Source organism: Boseongicola aestuarii, from assembly GCF_900184815.1.
Classification (GTDB): domain Bacteria; phylum Pseudomonadota; class Alphaproteobacteria; order Rhodobacterales; family Rhodobacteraceae; genus Boseongicola; species Boseongicola aestuarii.
Genome location: NZ_FXXQ01000001.1, coordinates 293,592 through 316,762, shown reverse-complemented (window position 1 = coordinate 316,762; position 23,171 = coordinate 293,592). Strand labels below are relative to the sequence as shown.

Sequence of the window (23,171 nt, the reverse complement as noted above, 5' to 3'; positions counted from 1 at the left end):
GAGGCCTTGCGCACCATTGGACAGGTCGTTTGTCGGTCCCGTTAGTTTCCCTGAAACCGCTGAACCGCTCCAACTCCATAAGACGCGAACGCCGGAACGAGGCTCTGGCCGGGCTTCCTTGCGAGTGCGGGTGTTTTGCCAAGGGCGGTTTTCACACTGCCGGGACCGGGGCATTCGGATGGGTTTGGCGGACAGTCCGCTTCGCGCGGACGTCGAGTGTGTCCATCGTTTGGATGAGAGGGCGGGCCCGCCGCGAGCGTCTGGTTTTCAAGGCACCGAAAAGAAGAACACCAGACCAAAACACATCAAAAGTCCGGCGACCAGACGCATGGATCTTTGGGTACGCGCCGCTGTGACGGCGGCTTCTTGTTTCTTCAATTCATCGGCGGTCTGGAACGTGAAGCGCCCCGATTGAACGGTGGGCGGTGTTTCCGGCTGCTCGGGCAGGGTGACAACGTTCTTGGGCGGTTCGGGCAGTTGACTGATGCGCCGCACTTCGTCGTTGGTTTCTTCGACGAGGCGCGTCAGCGAGCGTTCAAGATCAAGACTGACGTCCTTGCTGGAGACGCGCAGCTGACCGGTGGGCGATGTGTCGGCCTTGCCTTGAGCGATCAGGCTTTTCCACCTGGCGGCAGTCTGAAGCCGGTCGCCGGGATGGATTTGCATGGCGGTGTCGATGGCTTGCAGGAACGTCTGGTCGTAGCCTTTGATCCGACCGGCGAGGGGCACGCAGGGATCAGGGCGGCGACCGGCTATTTCAACCATGCGCGCCTGACTGTTGGGCGGGGCTTGCCCGGTCAGCACGTGGTAGAAGGTGGCTGCCAGCGCATAGAGGTCGCTGCTGGGGGTCTGGTCGCTGCCGGTGACGTAGAATTCGTGGGGCGAGTAGCCGTCTTTCACGACTAGCAGAGACGAGATTGCGCGGGTGTGGCGGCTGGCTTCGGCGCGCGCGGCGCCAAAGTCGATCAGGACCGGGGTGCCGGTCTTTTCGATCAGGATATTGTCAGGCGAGATATCGCGGTGGAGGAGGTCGAGGTCGTGGACCTTTTCGATGGCGTCCAGAAGTTGTGTGAGGATGTCCTGAACGCGGGCCGGCGAGACGGGGTTGGCGATGATGTCGAAGAGGTCGGGGCCTTCGATCAGGTCGAGGACCATGTAGGCGGTGTCGTTTTCCTCGAAGGAGCGGTGGACGCCGACGATGTTGGGGTGGCGGATCTTGGCGAGGCTTTGGGCTTCGCGCATGAACATCTTGACGATCGAGCGGATCGGTTTGGCGTAGGACTGGCTGCGGGCGACGACGCTTTTGCCGCTGCGGGTGCAGAAGTCTTCGTAGTAACATTCCTTGATGACGACGGTGCGCCCCAGAACGTTGTCGCGGGCGCGGTAGGTTATGCCGAATCCGCCGGCCCCGAGGTGTTCGGTGATGGTGAACTGCTCACCCGACAGGGTCGTGCCGATCGGAAGTGACGGCACGGTTTCGGTTGGTTCGGGGTCTGGTCTTGCATGCGTCATCGGCGCCAAATGGTTGTCTTCAATGACTTAATTTATCTTTCTGTTTCGTCTGGCGCTGAAATGTGTCGGTTTTGAGATGATTGTGGGGCAAAGATTGGAATGCGCGTGCAAGGTGTCGCGGCGGGCCGCGGTTATTTAAGTGTTTAAATTCAATTTCTTGAGGGTTGGATATTTCGGCGTGGCTCAGGCGTCTTTTGTGAGCGATTTGAACCAAATCTGCGCGATGATCAGCGAGGCAATCACATTCCAGCTGGCCATGGAGAGGCCGAAGAGTGACCAGGCGACCTCGTCGCACATGACGATCTCAACAGGGGCATCAAGAGACAGAAGGTCTGCGCCCGACATGCTTGCAAGATCGTTTCCGCTTCCGCTGCACGACGTCGGACCTTCCCACCAGCCACGCTCGACGCCGGTGTGATAGGCGCCGATGCCTGCTGTCGCCAATGCAGACAGTGCGCCTGCAAGGCCGAGGAGGAGGTAGGGGCCGGCGATCAGGACTGCAACGCCGATGCCAATGGCTGCATAGTGGGGCCAGCGCTGCCAGAGGCAGAGTTTGCAAGGTGCGAAGCCAAGCATCTGAAAGCCCCATGCGCCTACGATGAGCAGAAGGGAGCCGGCGGCGGCGAGAAGCATGAGATTTTTGCGTGTCATAGTCCGATCCAGCCTTTGAGCAGGGCGGCGAGTGTTGCGCCCGCGATGATAAGTGTTGCGATCCATATGGTGCCGATGAGCGTGCCCGCCAGAGCGAGGAGCCCGTCGCGTTGCAAAAGCCCCATGGCGATGATGACGACGGCAAAGCCGGGTACCGTGTTGGTTCCCGGCAGCGGCACGAGGATGGAGGCGCTGAAGATCACCAGCGCGATCCCGATAAGTCGGTCGAGGGGCGGGCGTGTGAGTGCTGTCAGTCTGGGGCGGCTGAGGGCTTCGATCTTTTCAAGCCATGGGCGGGCGCGCTCGGCGAGTTTTGCGAGGCTGTCTTGTGTGACAGTGCGTGCGCCCAGCCGTGCGGGCAGCCATGGTGAGGTGCGTCCGGCGACGATCTGGGTGGCGACGAACATCAGCGGCAGGGCCACGATCTGGGGGATGCCGTAGAGAAACGGAATGCAGCAGGGCAGTGCGAGCACGAGGAGGAAAAGTCCGAAGGCGCGTTCGTGGAGGCGGCCAAGGATCCAGTCCAGCGTCACCGTCGCGCCCTCGGCATCCTGGGCCAGGGTCGTGAGCCGGTGTGAGATCGGCTGGTCTTGCTCTGCTCGCGCGTCCACGCTTTCGTCTCCTGTTCACGATGTGCCTGCGGCTTTTGACCAAACGCCTGCGGTGCGGACCGCCGTCGTCGTGGCTTTTGCCTTTTGGTTGGGGAACCTAGGCCATGGTTCTGGAGTTGTCGTCAAGGCCAACGAATGCCAAACTCTCAAGTGTGTGATGGTCAAGCGAGGGCATGTGCGATGAAATGGCGGGGGCGGCGGGGCAGCCGAAACATCGAGGATCGTCGTCGCATGGGGGGCGGTGGCGGGCGGCAGTTGTCTTTGGTGGGCGTTCTGCTGGTGCTGGGGGTCGGGTATTTCCTTGGCGTGGATGTGACGCCGCTATTGCAGGGCACGGGCGTCGGTGTGCAGGAGCAGGTCGAGACCGAGATCACGCCTGCGGATGAACGCGCGGGTCAGTTCGTGTCGGTCACTTTGGCCGATACCGAGGAGGTTTGGGCGAAGCTTTTCCGCGAGCAGGTGCAACAGGCGTATCAGCCGGTGACGCTTGTTCTGTTCAAGGGTGTGACGCAGTCGCCTTGTGGCGGGGCCTCGGGCGCGACGGGCCCCTTTTACTGTCCCGGCGACAAGAAGGCCTATCTCGATACGGCGTTTTTCACCACGATGGAGACACGCTTGGGTGCGGGTGGGGACTTTGCGGCGGCTTATGTTGTGGCGCATGAGGTGGCACATCACGTGCAGAATGAGCTTGGGATTCTGGGGCAGGCCAACCGTGTCCGTGCGCAGTCGTCGGAAGCGGAGGCCAACGCGATTTCGGTACGCATTGAGCTTCAGGCGGATTGCTTTTCGGGGATTTGGGCACGCGAGGCGCAGGCTCAGTTCGGATCATTGGAGCGAGGCGACATAGCCGAGGCGATGAATGCGGCGCGTCAGATCGGGGATGACACGTTGCAAAGGAATGCGGGGCGCGTGCCGCAGCCGCATACGTTTACCCACGGCACATCCGAACAGCGCGAGCGCTGGTTCGCGCCTGGATTTGAAACGGGTGATATGCGCCAGTGCGATACCTTTGGCGCGGCGCGTCTTTAGGCTTTTCCAGCCGGAAAACTCGCGCTATGAAGCGCCATGGTGCGCCCGAGTGGCGGAATGGTAGACGCAGCGGATTCAAAATCCGCCGCCCAAAAGGCGTGGGGGTTCGACTCCCCCCTCGGGCACCAACGTTGCTTTTGCGAAGAAAAAGCGACGGAAATCTATAGCAACGTTTGAAAAGTGATAGTCGTTTCGCAAGAAACGTAGAGAGCTTTTTGGCGCCTAAGAGCACACACGATTATCTGACATTCGCTTGCCGATTTATTTACCATTTGACGGTCTTGTGGGCATCACCCTCACGAAAGGACATCATCATGGTCTAATCCTTGCAAATGCGCTCGCCAGCTGAGCACCTTGGCGTTTCAGGTGCTGTTCAGGCGGTCATATTGGGGTGGGATCTTCGGATTTTGCGACATCGGGCCACATTCGACGGGATGTGTGCGTCTCTGCCTCTTGCAAAGCTCACCGCTTCGTGGCCTGAAAGGGCGCATGAAAATTCTAGCCTCCCTATTGGTCGTTTTGGCCGCATTGCCACGCCCGGCTTTGGCTGAGGAGGTTCTTTTGGCGGTCGCTTCCAATTTTTTGACGGCGGCCGAGAACCTGGCCGAAGTATTCGAAGCGACAAGCGATCATTCGGTCGTTGTGGCGCATGGTTCGACGGGCGCGCTTTATGCGCAGATCGTGTCGGGCGCGCCTTATGACGTGTTCCTGTCCGCGGATGCCGAAAGACCACGCTTGCTGGCCGCCTCCGGGCTTGCGGCGGATGTGAGGACCTATGCGCTCGGGCGTTTGGTTCTGGTGTCGAAGGCGGCGTTGGATCCGGGCGCTGTCGCCGAGGCTTTTGCGGGTCGACGCGTGGCTTTGGCCGATCCGTTGGTAGCGCCTTACGGCGCAGCAGCGATTTCGGCGATGGAGAGCCTTCGGTTGGATACAGCGACGTTTCAGCCCTTGCTGGTGACCAACGTTGGGCAGGTGGCCACGCTTTTTGTGACCGGCAACACCGATTTCGCGTTTCTTGCCGAGGCGCAACTGCCGCTCTTGGGTGCCGCTGAGGTCACCGCACTGGACGGGCGATATCCTGCGATCCGGCAGGATGCGGCCTTGTTGGCGCGCAGCCAAGCGAACCCGGCCGCAGCAGCGTTCTGGGCGTTTCTGAGTTCGGAAGCGGCAGCAGAGATCATCGCCGCTAAAGGCTATGATCTTGCGGAATGACGGTCTGGCCCGCCATATGGCTGACGCTGAAACTAGCGTTCGTGACGACGGCGATCCTGCTGGCGGTGGCCTTGCCTTTGGCGTGGTGGCTGACGACGACACGCTCAAAGTTGCGACCGGTTGTCGAGGCGATCACCACCTTGCCGCTGGTCCTGCCGCCAACGGTTCTGGGCTTCTACCTGTTGATCCTGATGAGCCCGACGGCACCGTTCGGTGCGTTGTGGTTGAGGGTGACCGGTGACACGCTGACGTTTTCGTTCACGGGTTTGGTGATCGCGTCGCTGGTCTATTCGCTGCCCTTTGCAGTGCAACCCCTTCAGACGGCATTTGCCAGTGTGCCGCAGCCGACCATGGATGCCGCACGAACCTTGGGCGCCACGCCGCGCGATGCGTTTCTGACGGTGGCCTTGCCTCTGGCGCGGCGCGGGTTCCTTACGGCAGGGGTTTTGACTTTCGCGCATACCGTGGGCGAATTCGGCGTCGTCCTGATGGTGGGCGGCAACATTCCGGGCCGCACACGCGTGATTTCGATCGAGATTTTCACTGCCGTCGAGACGCTGGATTATGCGACGGCGCACGTTCTGTCGCTGGGCCTGCTGGCGTTTTCGTTCTGCGTTTTGTTGCTGGTTTATGTGTTTAACCGGCGCGGAGGCGTGCGCGTTGCCTGACCGGTTGCACTTTCGCCTGAAGTTGCGGCGCGGGCCGTTGTTCACGCTTGAAGCGCAGGAAAGCCTGCCCATGCAGGGGGTAACGGCGATTGTCGGTCCCTCGGGCAGCGGCAAGACATCACTTTTGCGCGCGCTGGCAGGTCTGGACATGGGCGTGGCTGGTGAGCGGCGCATCACGTTTTGCAACAAGGAATGGGACGGCCCCGGAGGGCATGTTCCGGCGCACGAGCGCCGCATCGGCTTTGTGTTTCAGGACCCACATCTGTTTCCGCATCTGAGCGTGGCGGGCAACATCGGGTATGGTGCGAAACGATGCGAGGTTACTTCGTTTGATGCGATCGTCGAGGCTCTGGAGCTGGGACCCTTGCTGGACCGCGGGATCGACGGTCTTTCGGGCGGTGAAGCGCGGCGAGTGGCTTTGGCGCGTGCGCTGGCGTCGAACCCGGCGGTGTTGTTTCTGGACGAACCGATGACGGGTCTGGACAGCCAGCGCAAGTCCGAGTTTCTGCCCTATATCGCGCGAGCGGTGTCTCAGGCGCGGGTACCGGCGCTTTATGTCAGCCATTCCAGCGACGAAGTCGTCACACTGGCGGACCGGGTTCTGGAGTTGGGGCAGGGCCATGTCACCGGGTGGCGCACGCCTCCGATGCGCCTGACGGCACATGTGGTCGCCGAGACGGGACCGGGTGTCGAGGTGCGGCTGGATGGTGCCGAGGACGACGGGCCGGGCGCTTCGATTGCCTTGCCTCTGCGCGCCTTGCCGGGCGAGGCGGTTGGGATTGGTCTGCCGGTCGAGAGCGTTCACTTCAGCGTCCATCATCCGGGCGCCGGGTCGGCGATCATGGTGCTGCCGGTGACGGTCACACGTCCGGCGGGGGCCGAGGGGCAGGCGGTTCTGGACGTTTTGGGGCAGTCGGTGAGGGTGCCGGGCGTAATGCGCGTGCCAAGCGCCCGCACGCTCTGGATGTCGGTTTTGCGTGTGCTGCCGCGACCGATGGTTGTTGATTCGACGAAGTAAGCGGAATCCCGCTCACCAATCCGGTGCTTTGCTTTCCATTGATGCGAACGCGAAAACACTGTGCCGAGAAAGTTTGTGACAAATTTCTGCCGAATTGTAGGCATAACGAAAATGTCAGTGTTTCCGGTACGGCGACGGATCAGACCAACTCATCGCCGCGCAACTCCGACCCTTTGATCCTTAAGTCTATCGGATAAATGGGCTTTCATATCTTGGCTGCTGTTTCCGGATTGGCATCAATAGGGGGAAATGCGGCCCTAAGCGTGTGCCGCAATTGGGATTTCACCCCAAGCAACTTGTTACAGATTGCCTCAAAGTCGCCGTTTTCCCTTTGGCGACACGGGGGGAGCGGTTACCTTTTCTTTACCTCGCTGGGGGGTAGTGATGCGGCATGGGGGTGCCGCGCATGGCCTGCAGGCCGTTTCTGCAGGTTGGGTATCGAGTGCTGCCGGTTGGCGGCGGGGATCGGTGCTCCTCGTGTGTATTATTTGCCCTGTTGCCGGGCACCACGGGGATCCGCATCGGTTCCCGCCATTTATCCCAAGCGGCTTTAACGAGGACCTGAACTCACCCCTCAGCGGGGCTTTGTTCTATGATCGTTTCACCCATTACACCTTGTTTCACACCGGGCACGATGATCGGTACCGAGCGCGGAGAAGTGCCTGTCGAAACCTTGCGGCGCGGCGACCGGTTGGTGACGCGCGACAACGGGCTGCAACGTGTCCACTGGATCGGACGCCGGGATGTGGACTATAGCGAATTGTTGGTCGAACCGTCGCTTGCGCCGATCCTTCTGCGCGCCGGCGCCCTGGGGGAGGGGCGGCCCTACCGGGACATCCTGGTAAGCCCGTCGCATCGGTTTCTGATTGCGCCCGAACAGTCCTTTCTGACCATTGAAGGTGACGAGGCACTGGTCGCGGCGCGCCATCTGATCGACGGGCGGACGGTGCGCCGCGCGAAGACGCTTGGCGTGAGCTATCTTCATCTGTTGTGCGCGTCACACGAGGTGATCCTGGCGGACGGCGCCTGGACCGAAAGCTTTCATCCGGACGACCGGATCATGCGTGGTCTGGGGAATTCGCAACGCCGCGAGATTCTGGAGTTGTTTCCGGAAGTGGAAACGATGGGCGCGGCCGTTCGGTTCAAGCCGGCGCGTGACATCGTCGAGCGGCAGTAGGGGGCTTTGCCCCCGCGCCTCAAGAGCCGCTCCCCCAGGATTTTCTGGACCCGAAAAGAGAGGGAGGCTTAGCTGGCTTCTTCTGTTCTTGAATATCCAAAAGTCCGCGTTATCTTTCCGGGATCAGACCTCGGGGGCTGAAGCGCAGCACCAGAAGCAGGATCAGCCCCATGGTCAGAAGGCGCATATGAGCGGCACTTTCAAGGAGGTGCTCTTTCAGCCAGGTGCCGTCCGCCATGCCCGACGTCACGAAGCCGATCAGGCTGGCGCCGAAGGGTTCTACCATGACCCAGAGGTACCAGATCAGAAAGCCGCCGAGGACCGCGCCGAAGTTGTTGCCCGATCCGCCGACGATGACCATGACCCAGACGAGAAAGGTAAAGCGCAGTGGTTGGTAGGTGCCGGGTGTCAGTTGGCCGTCCAGCGTTGTCATCATCGCGCCCGCGAGGCCGCAGACGGCCGATCCGAGGATGAAGATCTGCAAATGGCGGGCCGTGACGTCCTTGCCCATGGCTTCGGCCGCGTCTTCGTTGTCGCGGATCGCGCGCATCATACGGCCCCAGGGCGAAGCGAGGGCCGCCTGCGCCATCCACAGCAGGATGATCAGGACGACAAGGAACAGGCCGGTGTAGGCGAGTTTCACGGTGATCGAGGAGGCCGTGACCGGGTCAAAGCCCCAGGAGGTCATGCGCTCGACGAAGGAGGGGTCGTTCTGGAGGTCGATTTCATAAGGGACGGGGCGCGGGATGCCGATAACGTTTTTCACGCCGCGGCTCAGCCAGTCTTCGTTTTTCATCATCGCGATGACGATTTCGGCGATGCCGAGGGTTGCGATGGCGAGGTAGTCCGAGCGCAGGCCGAGAGCGGTCTTGCCGATGGCCCAGGCGGCTCCTGCGGCGAGGAGGCCGCCGACGGGCCAGGACAGAAGAACTGGCAGGCCGAGGCCGCCGAGGTAGCCGGTGGCGGCCGGATTCACGCCTTCGATCGCGGCTGTCGCAGGGTCGAGCACCGCGCGGTAGATGAAGAAGCCGACAATCAGGATGCCGATGACGCCGAGGATATTCACCCGTCCCTTGGGCAGGCGTTTCATGCCTTGCAGGGCGGCGACGATCGTCGCCACGCCGATAGCGATGGCGGCGATGACGCGAAGGCCGCCGGCGGCCCAGGCTTCATTGACGGGGGGCATCGACACGAGGACGGCACCGAGGCCTCCCAGTGCCACAAATCCCATGACACCGATGTTGAAGAGGCCCGCATAGCCCCATTGCATGTTCACACCCAGCGCCATGATAGCCGAGATCAGCCCCATGTTGAGGATGCCAAGCGCGACGTTCCAACTTTGGAAGAAGCCGGTTGCGGCGATGAGGCCGAAAACCACGAAGAACAGGATGATATCGCGGGGGTGTAGGGTCATAATGCTTTCCCCGAAAAGAGGCCGGTCGGCTTGAACAAGAGGACGATAACCAGGATCGCAAAGCTGACGGCGAATTTGTAGTCGGTGGACAGAAGTTGGACGAGACTGTCGGGTTCCCAGGCTTCGGGCAGGAGATATCCGGCGACTTTCTTGAAGGCGTAGGTGACGGTGACTTCGGAAAACGCGATGACGAAGCCGCCTGCGATGGCACCGAGCGGGTTGCCGAGGCCTCCGACGATGGCGGAGGCGAAGATCGGCAGCAGAAGCTGGAAATAGGTGAAGGGTTTGAAGGATTTGTCGAGGCCGTAGAGGACCCCCGCGGTGGTGGCCAGCGCGGCGACGATGATCCATGTGATCATCACCACGCGTTCGGGGTTGATGCCGGAGAGCAGAGCGAGGTCCTCGTTGTCGGAAAACGCGCGCATGGATTTGCCGGTGCGCGTGTTGTTGAGGAACCAGAACAGCAGCATCACGACGATGATCGCCACAACCACGGTCAGGGCGGCGGTGGACTTGATCGCAAGGCCTTCTTCCAGCCCGGTCAATTCCTTGAAGTCACGCGCTGTGATGATGAAGCGCGCGCCGTCTGCGAAGCGCTGATCGTCGGGGCCGATGATGAAACGGACGAGGCCGTTCATGATAAACATCACACCCATGGACACGATCACAAGGATTACCGGGGCGGCTTTTTGTTCGCGGTAGAATTGATAGACCATTTTATCCGTGGCCAGCACCAGAAGCGCTGTGCCGGCGATGCCGATGGGCAGCGCAAGAAGGGCCGTGGGGAAGATGCCGAGGTTGACCCCGAGCGATTGCAGACCCCATGTGGCGAGAATGGTGACCATGGCGCCAAAGGCCATGGTGTCGCCGTGGGCAAAGTTCGAGAACCGCAGGATACCGTAGATCAGCGTCACACCGAGGGCACCGAGCGCAAGCTGGCTGCCATAGGCGATGGCGGGCACGATGACGAAGTTGGCAAGCGCCACGATGGCGTTCAGCAGGTCAATCATAGGTCTTCCGTTCCAGTCCCGAAAGGTGCGGGCGTGTTGAGGGCATTCAGCGGCGTCATGAGGACAGCCAACGATTGAAGTAGTGGTCGGCACCGCGACAGGCGCCGATCCGGGTGGATTGTTCGCCCGGTGTTTCGGCCCCCGGCGCTGACATTGTAAGAGCGGCCATGCCATCATCGCGCATCCCGAGGGTCACGGTGGCCTGACGCGGACTCTTGGCGCGGATCAGCACGGCGCGCTCATCGATTGCATGCATCGGCTGCGCGGCGGCCTTGAGCGTCAGCTTGCCCTCGATCTCCATCATGACGCGATAGAGGCCGGGCTGGTCTTTCAGCGATGGCATGGGGTCCAGCACCACGCGCACGGGCTTGCCACCCGTATCGGCAGCGGGGAATTCGCAACGGATTCCCTTTGGCAGACCTTCAACACTTTGCAGCATGGCGATTACAAAAATTGTCTCCAACATTCAGCACACCTCTTGGTTCCCTGTTTTGGCGCGACATTTTTTTGCCGCGCTGTAACGAACCAAAGGGTGCCATTTTCGGTCTATTCCCAGTGGCCCGGTCGTCTTGCATCCTTGCGGAAGCGGTTGATCCCCGGGTGGCAGGCGACGTGGCGTGTCATCGCTATCCTCCCAGGAAAGAGCGGCGGACTTCCGGGTCGTCGAGAAGGGCCTTACCGGTGTCGGTGAACGCATTGCGCCCCTGCACCAGCACATAGCCCTTGTCGGCGATCTCGAGCGCCTGCCGCGCGTTTTGTTCGACCATAAGGATCGAGATGCCTGTGCGCGCAACTTCGATAATCCGGTCAAAGAGTTCATCCATGACGATCGGGCTGACGCCCGCCGTCGGTTCGTCCAGCATCAAGAGCCGTGGTTTGGTCATCAGTGCACGGCCCACCGCAACCTGCTGGCGCTGTCCGCCGGACAGTTCGCCTGCGGGCTGAAGGCGTTTGTCACGCAGGATCGGGAATAGTTCGTAGACCTGTTCCATCGTCTTGGTGATGTCGTCACGGCGCAGGAATGCGCCCATTTCGAGGTTCTCTTCCACGGTCATCGACGTGAAGATGTTCGAGGTTTGCGGCACGAAGGCCATGCCCTTGGCGACGCGCGCCTGCGGCGTGAGATTGGTGATGTCTTCACCGTCCAGACGAACCGCACCGGTGCGCACGTTCAGCATTCCGAAGACGGCCTTCATCGCGGTCGATTTGCCCGCGCCGTTGGGGCCGACGATTACAGCGATCTCGCCTTCGTTCACCGAAATGGTGCAGTCGTGCAGGATATCTGCGCCGGTGCCATAGCCGCCGGTCATCTTATCGCCGATGAGATACGGCTGGCCGTCCCGTGGCCCGGGCTTGCCTTGGCTTTGGGAGCCATAGGACTTCAGCGTGCCGCCTGCCTTTGGATTGGTGATCGACGCGTCCTTGTTGCCACGGGCGTCCTGATAGGGGGATTTGCTCATGGGATGAGCTCCATGTCGGCGATGGGCGAAAGGGAGGCGAGCGGGTGACCAGCAAGTTCGATGCGATAGCGCTGCGCGCTGCGCACCTTGGTCCAGTCAAGTTGCCGACCGTCAAACTCGGGCGAGTTGTCCACGACAGTGAAAGACGCGATGCTGGTGGGCGAAATAACATAGACAAAGAAGGCGTTGAGGTCTTCATTCGATCCGGCGATTTCGACCACCGCGAGGTCATTGACATGCATGAGTGCGCGGGCCGTTACCGGCGGGTTGACCCCGGCGATGCCTTTGGCGATGGCGGTTTCCGAGAAGGCGGTGTCGATGTCCTGAGGTACGGGGAGGTCGGCTCTGCGACCGTCGAATTCCACGACATAGCTGACGAGCCCGTCTTCGTAGCCTGCCCAAAGCGTTTTCTCGGTCACTTCGAAATTGACCAACTCGGCCAGTGGTGGCGCGCAGTATCGCGCGGTTTTCTCAAAGAAGTCGAAACAGGCGCCATTGCGTGCTGCGCTGCTGGCCGCCGCAGAAAGCGGTGTCGCGCCTAGGACTAGAAGCGTGAGGCCAATTGCGGATGGGGTCACGCGCCGGCCTCTTCTTTGACTTTGTTTTTCAGGCCCGTGCCGAGGTAGGCTTCGATCACCTGTTCGTTGGCCTTGATTTCGGCCATGGTGCCTTCCGCGAGGACCTTGCCTTCAGCCATGACGATGACCGGATCGCAGAGGCGGCCAATGAACTCCATGTCGTGTTCGATGACACAGAAGGTATAGCCGCGTTCTTCGTTGAGGCGTTTGATCGCGTCGGCGATGGTGTTCAGGAGCGTGCGGTTCACGCCAGCGCCGACTTCGTCGAGGAAGACGATCCGTGCGTCGACCATCATGGTGCGGCCAAGCTCCAGAAGCTTTTTCTGGCCACCGGAAAGGTTGCCTGCCTTTTCGTCTTTCAAGTGATCAATTGTAAGGAATTCAAGGACTTCGTCGGCCTTCTTCAACAAAGCGCGCTCGTCTTCGATGATTTTTTTGCGGCCGAACCAAGTGTTCCATATGGCTTCGCCGGACTGGTCGCCCGGAACCATCATCAGGTTCTCGCGGACGGTCATCGAGCCGAATTCATGGGCGATCTGGAAGGTTCGCAGCAGGCCTTTGTGGAACAGATCGTGAGGTGGCAGGCCGGTAATGTCTTCGCCCATCATCGTGACTGTGCCGCTGGTGGGCGGCAGGCGGCCTGCGATGACATTGAAAAGGGTGGTTTTGCCGGCACCGTTCGGGCCAACCAATCCCGTGATCGAGCCTTCGGCGATTTCAAGCGTGGCACCATCTACGGCGTGAAAGCCACCGAAGTGCTTGTGCAGATCCTGGACCTTGATCATTTCGTCGATGTGCCCCGCGTCAGTCTGATAAAGTGAGGGTGGCCCAGAGCTTGCGCCCGGGCCACCCTCATTTAAGTGAGATCAGCGGTAACCGACCGTCGAGATCGCGCCGTCTTTGACTTCGATCTGACGGTAGTTGCCGGCACTTTCACCGGGTCCGATCAGTTCGACAGCGGTTGCGCCGACATAGTCGATCTCGCCGCCTTCAGCGAGGATCTTCAGCGCTTTTTCAAGCTCGCCGGGGAAGATTTGCTCGCCCGGTGCGTTGGCCACGTTCATCACTTCGTTCTTGAACTCAGCCGAGTCAGACGAACCAGCGGCCTGCATGGCCAGCATGATGAGCGCTGCCGCGTCGTAGCTTTCCGGTGCGAACGGTGATGTCGCATCAAACGCGTCGCCAACCATTTCGACGAACATTGCAGCGCCTTCGCTGTCGGTGCCGGGGTGCTGACCGGACGAGCCGTCAATCTCGGAACCGAAGTTCGCTTCCAGAGCGGCGGAGATCATGCCGTCCGGGAAGTGGAACGTGTCGAATGCGCCAGAATCAAGAGCTGCGCGCACGATGCCCGAGCCACCCTGATCGACGTATCCGGCCACGACCAGACGCTGACCGCCCGCAGACGCCAGAGCGCCGACTTCAGCAGAATAGTCCGCCTTGCCGTCTTCGTGGGCTGCGTTGATCGTCACGGTGCCACCGGCTTCTTCGTAAGCCGCCTGGAATGCGTCGGCCAGACCCTTGCCGTAGTCGTTGTTCGTGTAGGTCACAGCAACTTCGGTGATGCCCTGCTCAAGCAGAACTTCGGTCATCACGACACCCTGACGGGCATCCGATGGCGATGTGCGGAAGAACAGGCCGTTGTCTTCGGCTGTCGACAGGCCGGGCGATGTTGCGGATGGTGAAATCATCACGATGCCGTTCGGAACGGCCACGTTCTGCAGGATCGCGCCCGTAACGCCCGAACAATCCGCGCCCATGATCGCGTTCACGCCATCACCGGTGATCTGCTGTTCCGCGACCGAAGTGGCGGCCGCGGCGTCGATGCAGGTCGAGTCACCGCGGATGCCTGTGACGGTTGCGCCGCCAAGCAATGCACCACTGGCGTTCACTTCGGCGATCGCCACTTCCGCGCCGCCAGCCATCTGCTGTGTCAGCGATTCAAGTGGGCCGGTGAAGCCGAGGATGATACCGATCTTGATTTCTTCAGCATGACTGGCGGCAAAGGCAGTGCTTGTGCACAACGCAGTTGCGGCGGTTGCCAAAAGTAGTTTTTTCATTCTTTCACTCCCTGATATGAACTTTCGTTCTGATCACGACAATACTCCTGAAAATCAGAATGAAAAGGGGGCTTTGGCAAGGTTCCGTAGGGTAAAAAGCGCGTGAAAATTGTGGCCTGACGCGCTTTGGTGATTATCTCAGAGCAAACGGTACAAAGGGGAGCGACATGCTCAGACTTCTTGCGGTTCTTGCACTGTGCCTCGCTGGACAGACGGCGGTGGCCCTTCAGGCATTATCCGGCACGATTCGGGTCGATCCCATTGTGAACGGGCTCGATCAGCCTTGGGCCTTCGGCTTTCTTCCGGATGGACGGGTGCTGATCACCGAACGTGAGGGCAAACTCTTGCTGGTGGGTGATGCAGTGACCGAGATAACTGGTTTGCCCGAGATCGCGGACGTTGGGCAGGGCGGGCTGCTCGATCTTCTGGTGCCCCGTGATTTCGCCCGCTCGCGCGAGATCTTCATGAGTTACGCCAAACCGCAGGGGCGCGGCGCCGGGACGGCTCTGATGCGCGCACGCCTTTCGCCGGACGGACGCAGCCTCAGCGACGTGACGACAATTTTCGAAATGGAGCCCGGAACCTCTGGTGGTCAACACTTCGGATCGCGCATCGTCGAAGCCCCAGACGGCACGTTGTTTCTGACGATCGGGGATCGCGGCGATCGCGATTCTGCGCAGGATCTCGGCATCGAAACCGGAACAGTGGTGCGAATCGCTCGCGACGGCAGCGTGCCCAACACCAATCCCTACGTCACCAGCCCCTCGGCGCAGCCCGAAATCTGGAGCTACGGCCATCGCAACCCGCAGGGCGCGGCGCTTGATCTGGACGGAGGGCTTCTGGTTGTCGAACACGGCGCACGCGGCGGTGACGAGATCAACCGCATCAAGAAAGGCGCCAACTACGGCTGGCCGGTCATTTCCTATGGCAAGCATTATTCGGGCCGCTCGATCGGAGAAGGCACGGCCAAGGCGGGAATGGAACAACCCGCCTTCTATTGGGATCCGTCCATGGCGCCCTCCGGCATGATGGTCTATTCCGGTGCGCTCTGGCCCGAATGGCGCGGGGACATACTGGTCGGATCACTGAAATTCGACTACATCGCGCGCCTTGCAGGCTCCCCCCTCGATGAAGTCGAACAACTCAGCTCCGACGAAACCCTGCGCGTGCGGGATCTGCGCGAAGGTCCGGACGGCGCGATCTGGTTTCTCAGCGTCGGCAACGGCACACTGTATCGAATGACCCCGAACTGACCGGCTTTCTTTTTGGTTCAAATATCCCCGCCGGAGGCGGCCAAAACATCGTGTCGCGCCGAAAGGCGCGGCTTCTGGATCAGATCGACAGGCGCGCGGCTTGTGCGCCGCGCTCGCGGTAGGGGGTGGTGTTGTATTGCGCGCGATAGCATTTCGAGAAATGCGATGGCGAGGCGAACCCACAGGCCAGTGCAACGTTGATCACGCTCATATCGGTCTGCATCAGCAGATTGCGTGCTTTTTGCAATCGCAGTTCCATATAGTACCGCTTGGGGCTGCGGTTCAGATACCGGCGAAACAACCGCTCAAGCTGGCGCGTCGACATGCCCACATCTTTGGCAAGGATTGATGGGCTGATCGGCTCTTCGATATTAGCTTCCATCATCTGGATCACCGCGGACAGCTTCGGGTGACGCACGCCGATGCGCGTAGGCACGGACAAGCGCTGGGTGTCCTGGTCGGTGCGGATGGTCGTATAGATCAGCTGATCGGCAACCGCGCTGGCCAAAGCCTCGCCATGGTCATCGGCGATAAATTTCAGCATCAGGTCGATCGAGGCAGTGCCGCCGGCGGTCGTAAAGGTCGAGCCATCAACAACGAAAACGGATTTCGTCAGGGTGACGTCTTCGAATTCCTCGATGAAGCTGTCTTGGTTCTCCCAGTGGATCGTCGCGCGTTTGCCGTCCAGTAGCCCGGCCTTGGCAAGCGAATACCCCGCCGTGCAAAGTCCGCCCATGCTGACGCCGCGCCGCGATTCCCGGCGCACCCAGTTGAGCAACCGCTTCGTCGTCGCTTTGGCCACGTCAATGCCGCCGCACAGAACAACCGTATCTTCGCGCCCCACCTCTTCAAGGTCGCTGTCGAGCTTGAAAGCCGTCCCCGACGAACTTGCCGCCGTATCGCCTCCTTCGCCGACAATCGTCCATTCATAGAGCTTCTGACCCGACATGCGGTTCGCGATACGCAAGCTTTCGATCGCACAGGCAAAGCACAGCAGAGTGAACTGATCGAGCAATACAAATACAAAGCGGCGCGGCTTGCGCCCTTTGGTATCGATTTCGATTGTCTGGACTGTTGCGTCGTCCATTGGATGCTTCCCATCGCATTTGTCTTAACAGCGAAACACCATTTCGACATGCGCGGCAAGGGAGCGGGCATTCAAAATCCGACCGATTTTGTCGTAAACGGGGCGGCTTGGCCGCGAAATCCCGGTTTTCAAGCTTGGCGCGCTGCCCTATAAGCCTCTCTCGCAATGTGGATATTGTTGTTTCGAGGACGAACAGATGAGCGATTGGCAGAAAACCGGATGGCGTGCAAAACCACGGGTGCAAATGCCCGAGTATGTGGATGCGGCCGCATTGGCCGAGGTCGAGGCGCGGCTGGCGTCTTATCCGCCCTTGGTTTTTGCCGGTGAAGCGCGTCGTCTGAAGCGCGAACTGGGCGCGGCAGCGCGCGGAGAAGCGTTTCTCTTGCAGGGCGGCGACTGCGCCGAGAGCTTTGCGGAGTTTTCGGCCGACAACATTCGCGACACGTTCAAGGTAATGTTGCAAATGGCGATGGTCCTGACCTATGGCGCGAAAGTGCCGGTGGTGAAAGTCGGCCGTATGGCGGGTCAGTTCGCCAAGCCGCGCTCGGCCCCGACCGAAGTGAAGAACGGTGTGGAATTGCCGTCTTACCGCGGCGACATCGTGAACGAACTGGACTTCACGCCTGAGGCCCGCATTCCCAACCCCGACAAGATGTTGCGCGCCTATACGCAGGCGGCGGCGACGCTGAACCTTTTGCGCGCCTTCTCGAAGGGTGGTTTTGCGGATGTGCATCGTGTGCACAGCTGGACGCTTGGATTTGCCGAAGGCGCCGATGCCGAGCGGTATCTCGATATGGCGAACCGTATTCAGGACACGATCGACTTCATGGCCGCAGCCGGCATGACAGGCGAGACGAACCACGAATTGAGCCAGGTCGATTTCTACACCAGCCATGAAGCCTTGCTTCTAGAGTATGAAGAGGCGCTGACCCGCATCGACTCGACGTCCGGTCAGTGGCTTGCGGGCTCGGGGCATATGATCTGGATCGGGGATCGTACGCGTCAGCCGGACGGTGCGCATGTGGAATTTGCCAGCGGTGTGCAAAACCCGATTGGTCTGAAGTGTGGTCCGACGACTACGGCCGAGGATCTGAAGGTTCTTATGTCCAAGCTGAATCCGAAGAACGAAGCCGGGCGGTTGACGCTGATTGCGCGTTTTGGCGCAGGCAGCGTCGGCGATCACCTGCCGCGACTGGTGAAAACGGTGAAGGAAGAAGGCGCGAATGTGCTTTGGTCTTGTGACCCTATGCACGGCAACACGATCAAGTCCTCGACCGGGTACAAGACGCGACCTTTCGAAAGCGTGTTGCGCGAAGTGCGCGAGTTCTTTCAGGTGCATAGCGCAGAGGGCACCGTGCCGGGTGGCGTGCATTTCGAGATGACAGGTCAGGATGTGACCGAATGCACCGGCGGTGTTCGGGCGGTCAGCGACGAGGATTTGTCGGATCGATATCATACCGCGTGCGATCCGCGTCTGAACGCCTCGCAGGCTTTGGAGTTGGCGTTCCTGGTGGCCGAAGAACTGAGCGCGCGTCGCGCCGAGGCGGCGGCCGCAGCAGTCGGTTAAGATCCTAACTCGAAAATAAAAGAAGGCCCGTTGTCACAAGCGGGCCTTTTTTGATGCACCCCGGTCGGATCAGGAGTGTTCGCGGGTGTTGCCTGCGACCAGTCTCAGATGCGGGGCCTTTGCACGTGCGCCCGACTGCACTGGTGACTGGAGAGGGGCAAGCGGCCTGCGCTGGGGCCGGAATTGTTCGTCGGTTTCGGATTTGCCGCGCAATTGCGTGATGTCTTCACCCGAATAGCCGACAAGGCCGCGGCGCGCCTGACGGAGGATTTCAAGTTTGCGCGGCGTGCGACCCACGTTGCCGGACATGACCACCACGCCGAGGGCGCGGCTGATTTCGCCCAGATCGCTTCTGAGCGGCATCAGCATCATGTCGCCCGAAAGTTCGGCCCGGCCAAACCCTTTTGCGGCACAAAGTTCAAGGCGCACGACCGAGGGGTCGTCAAAGACCGCCTGCATCGCATCCGCCAGTTTTTCGCGGGATCCCGGCTCGAAAATGGCGGAAACGGGCAGGCCGCGCACTTCGGTGCCCATGAGGTTGTTCAGATGTGAGCCCGCAATGCGAAACCGCCCTAAACCTGTCGAAATACGTTCAAGAACAAATACATGTGCAAGTGTGCCTTGCAATGCGCGCGGCTCGACTTCGCTGCGGGCCGGCACGAGACGCCGCCCGCGGATGTCTTCCCAATGCGCTTCGACCTGTGCCAGAATCGGGCGCAGCTGGCGGCCCCGAAAGGCCGTCAGTTCAACAATCGGGTCGCCGTCACCGGCAGGTCCGCTGCCGTCGTTTTCGCGATATGTCATCTGCCACGCTTTCCCGGAGCGCGTATTGTTCGCTCCGACCCTCTCTGTTACCCACATTTCGACTATGCCAGAAAGCGCGGGGCGTTTCCGCTTCTTTCTTACCAAAAGGTTAATACGATGACGGAAACACAAGGCAACGACCCTCAGGCCGGTTTGCGGTCGATGACGGGGTACGGGGCGTTGAGCGGAAGCTCGGGCGACTGGGCCTTCAGCGGGGACATTCGGGCGGTGAACGGGCGCGGGCTGGATATGCGGTTTCGCGCACCCGACTGGATCGAGGGGCTGGAGCCGGTGTTGCGCAAAGCGGTGCAGGGGCATGTGTCGCGCGGCAGCGTCACGGTCTCTATCCGCGTGACGCGCGATGAGGCCGCACCCGCGCTGGCGCTGAACGCTGCGCAGTTTCAGGCGACGTTGGAGTTGCTCAGTGAGATCGAAGCGGGCGCATCGGCACATGGGCTTGCCCTGGTGCCGACACGAGCCTGCGACATCGCCGCGATGCGCGGTGTGGTCGAGCAGCGCGAGGCGGGTACGGGCGATACAGCAGCCTTGCGCGACGCGATTGTCGAAGCTTTCAAGGCGGCATTGCTGGCCTTTGACGAGGATCGCGCCCGCGAAGGGGCGGCTTTGAGCGCAGTTCTGGTGCAGCAGTTGGACGAGGTTGCGCGGCTGCAGGCTTTGGCAGCCGAGGCGGCGGGCGAACGCGCGGACGCCGCGCGGGCGGGTATGGAGCGCAATCTGGCGCGGCTTCTGGAGGCGACGGACGTGCCGGACGAGGCGCGCCTGTTGCAGGAACTGGCGTTGATTGCCGTCAAGACGGATGTGACCGAGGAGTTGGACCGTCTGACCGCGCATGTCGCAGCGGCGCGCGCGTTGCTGGAGGCGGAAGGCCCGGTGGGGCGCAAGCTGGATTTCCTGATGCAGGAGTTCAATCGTGAAGCCAATACACTGTGTTCGAAGGCGCAATCGAGCGCGTTGACGGCGGTTGGTCTTGACCTCAAAGCGGTGATCGACCAGATGCGCGAACAGGTTCAGAATATCGAATGAGGGGGCAGGGATGAGCGACACCAGGAGCATGGCGCGGCGCGGGCTTTTGATCATTCTGTCATCGCCTTCGGGGGCGGGAAAATCGACTTTGGCTGGGCGTTTGCGCGACTGGGACAGCGATATCCGGTTTTCCGTTTCGGCCACGACGCGCAGTGCGCGCGAGGGGGAAGCGGACGGGCGCGAGTACCATTTCGTCGAAGAGGCCGCGTTCAAGACGATGGTGCGGGATGGCGAGATGTTGGAGCATGCCTTTGTGTTCGGCAACTTTTACGGCTCGCCGCACCGTCCTGTGCAGGATGCGATCGAGGCGGGTGCGGATGTGCTGTTCGATATCGACTGGCAGGGTGCCCAACAGATCGCGAATTCGCCGCTGGCGCCGCATGTGTTGTCAATCTTCTTGCTGCCACCGTCGATTCACGAGTTGCGGCGGCGTCTGGAATCCCGGGGACAGGATTCCGCCGAGGTGATCGCCAAGCGCATGACCCGCAGTTGGGATGAGATAAGCCATTGGGATAGTTACGATTATGTGCTGGTGAACGATGATCTGGACACGACCGAGGACCGGTTGCGCACGATCATCACCGCCGAACGTTTGCGGCGCACACAGCAGCCCGGCCTGATGGCCCATGTGCGCAAGTTGCAGGATGAATTCGAGGACGGTGGCTTATGACTTTGTATGCGCTGGATGGCGTGTCGCCCGTGGTGCCCGAGGATGGTGATTTCTGGGTCGCGCCGGATGCGAATGTGGTCGGCGATGTGGTCCTTGAGGCGGGTGTGTCGATCTGGTTTGGCTGCACGCTTCGCGGCGATACCGAGCGGCTGACGATCGGGGCAGGCAGCAACGTGCAGGAGAACACGGTGATCCATGCGGATCCGGGGTTTGCGGTGGTGATCGGGGCCAATTGCACGATCGGGCACAAGGCGATGATCCACGGCTGCGAGATCGGAGATGGCTCGTTGATCGGGATGGGCGCGACGGTGCTGAATGGCGCGAAGATTGGCAAAGGGTGTCTGATCGGCGCGGGTGCGTTGGTGACCGAGGGCAAGGTCATCCCGGATGGCAGTCTGGTGATGGGGATGCCGGGCAAGGTGGTGCGCGAACTGGATGAAGGTGCGCAGGCCAACTTATTGGTATCGGCGGAAAATTACCGGGCGCGGATGCGTCAGTATCGGGCCGGACTGGCCCCGTTAACCTAAACCAATTCTCAAGGAGACGCGGCCATGTCCGACACGCCGTCAAAGCCCTTTCGCACACCCTGGCCGGGCAGCGTCAGTCGTCCGGTGGTGAACCCGTTACAGCCCTCGGTGGTCTATGCCTCGGACGATCCCGACGCGTTGGACGCGCAGTATGAGGGCGGGGCCAAGGGCTTTACCTATGCGCGCGAAGGCCACCCTAACGCCGAGGTGCTGGGGCAGATGGTCGATGCCATGGAAGGCGCAAAGGGCGGCGTGGTGACGGGCTCGGGCATGGGGGCCGTGACGGTCGCGCTTTTGGGTACGGTCAGGGCCGGGGATCACGTGCTGGGGGCGGATCAGCTTTACGGGCGGTCCTTGCGGTTGATGAATGAGGAATTGCCACGACTGGGGATCGCGACGTCACTGGCGGATCCGACGGATGTCGCGGCGTTCGAGGCCGCGATCCGGCCCGAAACACGCCTGATCCTGATCGAGACCGTGTCGAACCCGACGCTGCGCGTGGCGGATGTTGACGGAATCATCGCGATGGCGCTGGCGCGGGGGGTTTTGGTGGCGGTCGACAACACATTTCCGACACCGCGCGGCTGCCAGCCTCTGGCGCGGGGAGCGGATATCGTAATCCATTCGGTGACGAAGCTGATGGCGGGACATTCGGACGCGACGCTGGGCTATGTGGCGGCGAGGGACCCTGATTTAGCCGCGCGGTTCTTGACGCTGGCCGTCAGCATGGGGTTCACGGCGTCACCGTTTGATTGCTGGCTGGCCGAGCGGGGGCTCTATTCGTTCGATCTGCGGTATGAACGCTGCACGGCAACAGCGGCGCGGCTTGGGGATGCACTCGCGGATATGCCGGGCGTGGAGCGGGTCTTGTATCCAGCGCGCAGCGATCACCCCGATCACAATCGTAGCATTTCGCTGCTGGGCGGTGAGGGCGGGCATATGGTGAGCTTCGAGATCGCAGGTGGTCGTGCGGGGGCGAATGCTTTTGTGCGCGCGGCGGAGGGGTTGAATTTTGCGCCCACGCTAGGGGATATCGCGACGACTATCAGTCATCCGGCGACGTCCTCTCACCGGGCTTTGACGCCCGAGGCACGCGCCGCTCTTGGCATATCCGAGGGGTTCTTTCGGATTTCGGTAGGCTGCGAACCGGCGGACGCGCTGATTGCAACGTTCGATACAGCGGTTCGCGCCGCGTGCGAGGTCTGACGGACTATCGATCTACGAGGATGGCGAAGTCGAGTCCGGGACAGAGGTTGCGAATCTCGCGTCCGACCATGGTCGGATTCGGTAGTTCGCGCGATACAGCCCGGTAACGGCCTTTGTACTTATGACTGCAAAGGATCTGCGCAAGATCGATGCAATCAAATCGTCGCGACAAGGCAGGCGAGATGACAACCGTCGGACACAGATGCTCAAGCAGCGACTCGCTCACTTCATCTATCGAGACGAAGCGAACATTGCCGGCGCGCGGTGCTTTCTGGCCGCTTTGCAACCATTCCTCGGGTTCCCCAACCGCGAGAACCGCGACTGTCTGGTCCTCGAGTCCACTGATCGAGGCGACGTCCAGTCTGCTTAGTTTCGTTTGTTCCCAGTTCATTTTCTTTGACTTCCCGTCTTCTTGAAAACGTATTTTGGCGGCAAGGTCAGGATGAATACTGACTCCACAGGTCTTTAAGATTAAGGGAAGCTCCGGAAATTAAAATACCCTTGGTGGAAAAAAACGTGAAAAACACACGCCAAGGTTGCAAATTTTCTAGATGATCCAGCTTTACAAACGGAAGCGCGCCCCCGAAAAGCCTCTTTCATAGGCACGTTAACC

Annotated in this window: 24 protein-coding genes and 1 tRNA gene; 12 read left to right on the top strand and 13 right to left on the bottom strand. The window is 60.8% G+C overall.

Annotated elements, in window-relative coordinates; translation table 11 throughout:
* Positions 1-267: 267 nt before the first annotated feature.
* The 3 genes from BOA8489_RS01560 to BOA8489_RS01550 all read right to left on the bottom strand — a co-directional run bounded on the left by BOA8489_RS01560 (position 268) and on the right by BOA8489_RS01550 (position 2,774).
* Entirely contained in the window at positions 268-1,512 is a 1,245-nt protein-coding gene (locus BOA8489_RS01560; RefSeq protein WP_093972211.1) for a serine/threonine-protein kinase, read from the bottom strand.
* A 183-nt stretch (positions 1,513-1,695) separates the two neighbouring features.
* Positions 1,696-2,163 carry a disulfide bond formation protein B gene (locus BOA8489_RS01555; RefSeq protein WP_093972210.1) on the bottom strand — a complete coding sequence of 156 codons (468 nt, stop codon included), beginning with the start codon at positions 2,161-2,163 and terminating at the stop codon, positions 1,696-1,698.
* Entirely contained in the window at positions 2,160-2,774 is a 615-nt protein-coding gene (locus BOA8489_RS01550) for an exopolysaccharide biosynthesis protein (RefSeq protein WP_093972209.1), read from the bottom strand. The genes BOA8489_RS01555 and BOA8489_RS01550 overlap by 4 nt, the downstream gene beginning before the upstream one ends.
* A 180-nt stretch (positions 2,775-2,954) precedes the next feature.
* On the opposite strand from BOA8489_RS01550, the gene ypfJ reads away from it, so the two are divergent.
* The 6 genes from ypfJ (at position 2,955) to BOA8489_RS01520 (ending at position 7,878) form a co-directional block, all read left to right on the top strand.
* Positions 2,955-3,803 (top strand): KPN_02809 family neutral zinc metallopeptidase, encoded by an 849-nt coding sequence (gene ypfJ, locus BOA8489_RS01545; protein WP_093972208.1) that lies wholly within the window; start codon positions 2,955-2,957, stop codon positions 3,801-3,803.
* A gap of 43 nt (positions 3,804-3,846) precedes the next feature.
* Positions 3,847-3,931 (top strand) — tRNA-Leu (locus BOA8489_RS01540).
* Positions 3,932-4,292: 361 nt separating this feature from the next.
* Positions 4,293-5,015: a molybdate ABC transporter substrate-binding protein gene (modA, locus tag BOA8489_RS01535; RefSeq protein ID WP_093972207.1), complete on the top strand. Its 723-nt coding sequence runs from the start codon at positions 4,293-4,295 to the stop codon at positions 5,013-5,015.
* Positions 5,012-5,683 carry a molybdate ABC transporter permease subunit gene (modB, locus tag BOA8489_RS01530; protein ID WP_093972206.1) on the top strand — a complete coding sequence of 224 codons (672 nt, stop codon included), beginning with the start codon at positions 5,012-5,014 and terminating at the stop codon, positions 5,681-5,683. The genes modA and modB overlap by 4 nt, the downstream gene beginning before the upstream one ends.
* Complete coding sequence (locus BOA8489_RS01525) at positions 5,676-6,701, top strand: ATP-binding cassette domain-containing protein (protein ID WP_176440172.1); 1,026 nt, start codon at positions 5,676-5,678, stop codon at positions 6,699-6,701. The genes modB and BOA8489_RS01525 overlap by 8 nt, the downstream gene beginning before the upstream one ends.
* 592 nt (positions 6,702-7,293) lie before the next feature.
* Entirely contained in the window at positions 7,294-7,878 is a 585-nt protein-coding gene (locus BOA8489_RS01520; protein WP_093972204.1) for a Hint domain-containing protein, read from the top strand.
* Between the two features lie 109 nt (positions 7,879-7,987).
* Here the strand turns inward: BOA8489_RS01520 and BOA8489_RS01515 are convergent, their stop codons facing one another.
* From BOA8489_RS01515 to BOA8489_RS01485, 7 genes are all read right to left on the bottom strand, one after another.
* The gene (locus BOA8489_RS01515) at positions 7,988-9,292 is read right to left on the bottom strand and encodes a branched-chain amino acid ABC transporter permease (RefSeq protein ID WP_093972203.1); all 1,305 of its coding nucleotides are present in this window, start codon (positions 9,290-9,292) and stop codon (positions 7,988-7,990) included.
* Positions 9,289-10,299: a branched-chain amino acid ABC transporter permease gene (locus tag BOA8489_RS01510; protein WP_093972483.1), complete on the bottom strand. Its 1,011-nt coding sequence runs from the start codon at positions 10,297-10,299 to the stop codon at positions 9,289-9,291. The genes BOA8489_RS01515 and BOA8489_RS01510 overlap by 4 nt, the downstream gene beginning before the upstream one ends.
* Before the next feature lie 58 nt (positions 10,300-10,357).
* Positions 10,358-10,768 (bottom strand): hypothetical protein, encoded by a 411-nt coding sequence (locus BOA8489_RS01505; RefSeq protein WP_093972202.1) that lies wholly within the window; start codon positions 10,766-10,768, stop codon positions 10,358-10,360.
* 160 nt (positions 10,769-10,928) lie between these two features.
* On the bottom strand, positions 10,929-11,762 hold the full coding sequence (locus tag BOA8489_RS01500) for an ABC transporter ATP-binding protein (protein ID WP_093972201.1): 834 nt from the start codon (positions 11,760-11,762) through the stop codon (positions 10,929-10,931).
* Entirely contained in the window at positions 11,759-12,340 is a 582-nt protein-coding gene (locus BOA8489_RS01495) for a hypothetical protein (RefSeq protein ID WP_093972200.1), read from the bottom strand. Before BOA8489_RS01495 ends, BOA8489_RS01500 begins: the two co-directional genes overlap by 4 nt.
* Positions 12,337-13,125, bottom strand: coding sequence for an ABC transporter ATP-binding protein (locus BOA8489_RS01490; protein ID WP_093972199.1), 789 nt, complete (start codon positions 13,123-13,125; stop codon positions 12,337-12,339). The genes BOA8489_RS01495 and BOA8489_RS01490 overlap by 4 nt, the downstream gene beginning before the upstream one ends.
* Positions 13,126-13,206: 81 nt before the next feature.
* A complete protein-coding gene (locus tag BOA8489_RS01485; RefSeq protein WP_093972198.1) occupies positions 13,207-14,400 on the bottom strand; it encodes an ABC transporter substrate-binding protein in 1,194 nt (397 codons plus the stop codon).
* Between the two features lie 167 nt (positions 14,401-14,567).
* On the opposite strand from BOA8489_RS01485, the gene BOA8489_RS01480 reads away from it, so the two are divergent.
* On the top strand, positions 14,568-15,653 hold the full coding sequence (locus tag BOA8489_RS01480; RefSeq protein ID WP_093972197.1) for a PQQ-dependent sugar dehydrogenase: 1,086 nt from the start codon (positions 14,568-14,570) through the stop codon (positions 15,651-15,653).
* A gap of 79 nt (positions 15,654-15,732) precedes the next feature.
* Here BOA8489_RS01480 and BOA8489_RS01475 read toward each other — a convergent pair whose 3' ends face one another.
* The gene (locus BOA8489_RS01475) at positions 15,733-16,740 is read right to left on the bottom strand and encodes a GlxA family transcriptional regulator (protein WP_093972196.1); all 1,008 of its coding nucleotides are present in this window, start codon (positions 16,738-16,740) and stop codon (positions 15,733-15,735) included.
* Positions 16,741-16,936: 196 nt separating this feature from the next.
* On the opposite strand from BOA8489_RS01475, the gene BOA8489_RS01470 reads away from it, so the two are divergent.
* On the top strand, positions 16,937-18,307 hold the full coding sequence (locus BOA8489_RS01470; protein WP_093972195.1) for a class II 3-deoxy-7-phosphoheptulonate synthase: 1,371 nt from the start codon (positions 16,937-16,939) through the stop codon (positions 18,305-18,307).
* Between the two features lie 69 nt (positions 18,308-18,376).
* On the opposite strand, the gene BOA8489_RS01465 is transcribed toward BOA8489_RS01470, so the two are convergent.
* On the bottom strand, positions 18,377-19,111 hold the full coding sequence (locus BOA8489_RS01465; RefSeq protein ID WP_176440171.1) for a PAS domain-containing protein: 735 nt from the start codon (positions 19,109-19,111) through the stop codon (positions 18,377-18,379).
* 117 nt (positions 19,112-19,228) lie between these two features.
* Between BOA8489_RS01465 and BOA8489_RS01460 the strand changes: the two genes are divergently transcribed.
* Genes BOA8489_RS01460 through BOA8489_RS01445 form a run of 4 tightly spaced genes read left to right on the top strand, consistent with a single transcriptional unit; the run spans position 19,229 to position 22,558 of the window.
* A complete protein-coding gene (locus BOA8489_RS01460; RefSeq protein ID WP_245813621.1) occupies positions 19,229-20,155 on the top strand; it encodes a YicC/YloC family endoribonuclease in 927 nt (308 codons plus the stop codon).
* Between the two features lie 28 nt (positions 20,156-20,183).
* Entirely contained in the window at positions 20,184-20,825 is a 642-nt protein-coding gene (gene gmk / locus BOA8489_RS01455) for a guanylate kinase (RefSeq protein WP_093972481.1), read from the top strand.
* On the top strand, positions 20,822-21,352 hold the full coding sequence (locus tag BOA8489_RS01450) for a gamma carbonic anhydrase family protein (RefSeq protein WP_093972193.1): 531 nt from the start codon (positions 20,822-20,824) through the stop codon (positions 21,350-21,352). The genes gmk and BOA8489_RS01450 overlap by 4 nt, the downstream gene beginning before the upstream one ends.
* 24 nt (positions 21,353-21,376) lie before the next feature.
* Positions 21,377-22,558, top strand: a complete 1,182-nt coding sequence (locus BOA8489_RS01445; protein ID WP_093972192.1) for a trans-sulfuration enzyme family protein — start codon at positions 21,377-21,379, stop codon at positions 22,556-22,558.
* A 4-nt stretch (positions 22,559-22,562) separates the two neighbouring features.
* Here the strand turns inward: BOA8489_RS01445 and BOA8489_RS01440 are convergent, their stop codons facing one another.
* Entirely contained in the window at positions 22,563-22,949 is a 387-nt protein-coding gene (locus tag BOA8489_RS01440; RefSeq protein WP_093972191.1) for a hypothetical protein, read from the bottom strand.
* Between the last annotated feature and the right edge of the window lie 222 nt (positions 22,950-23,171).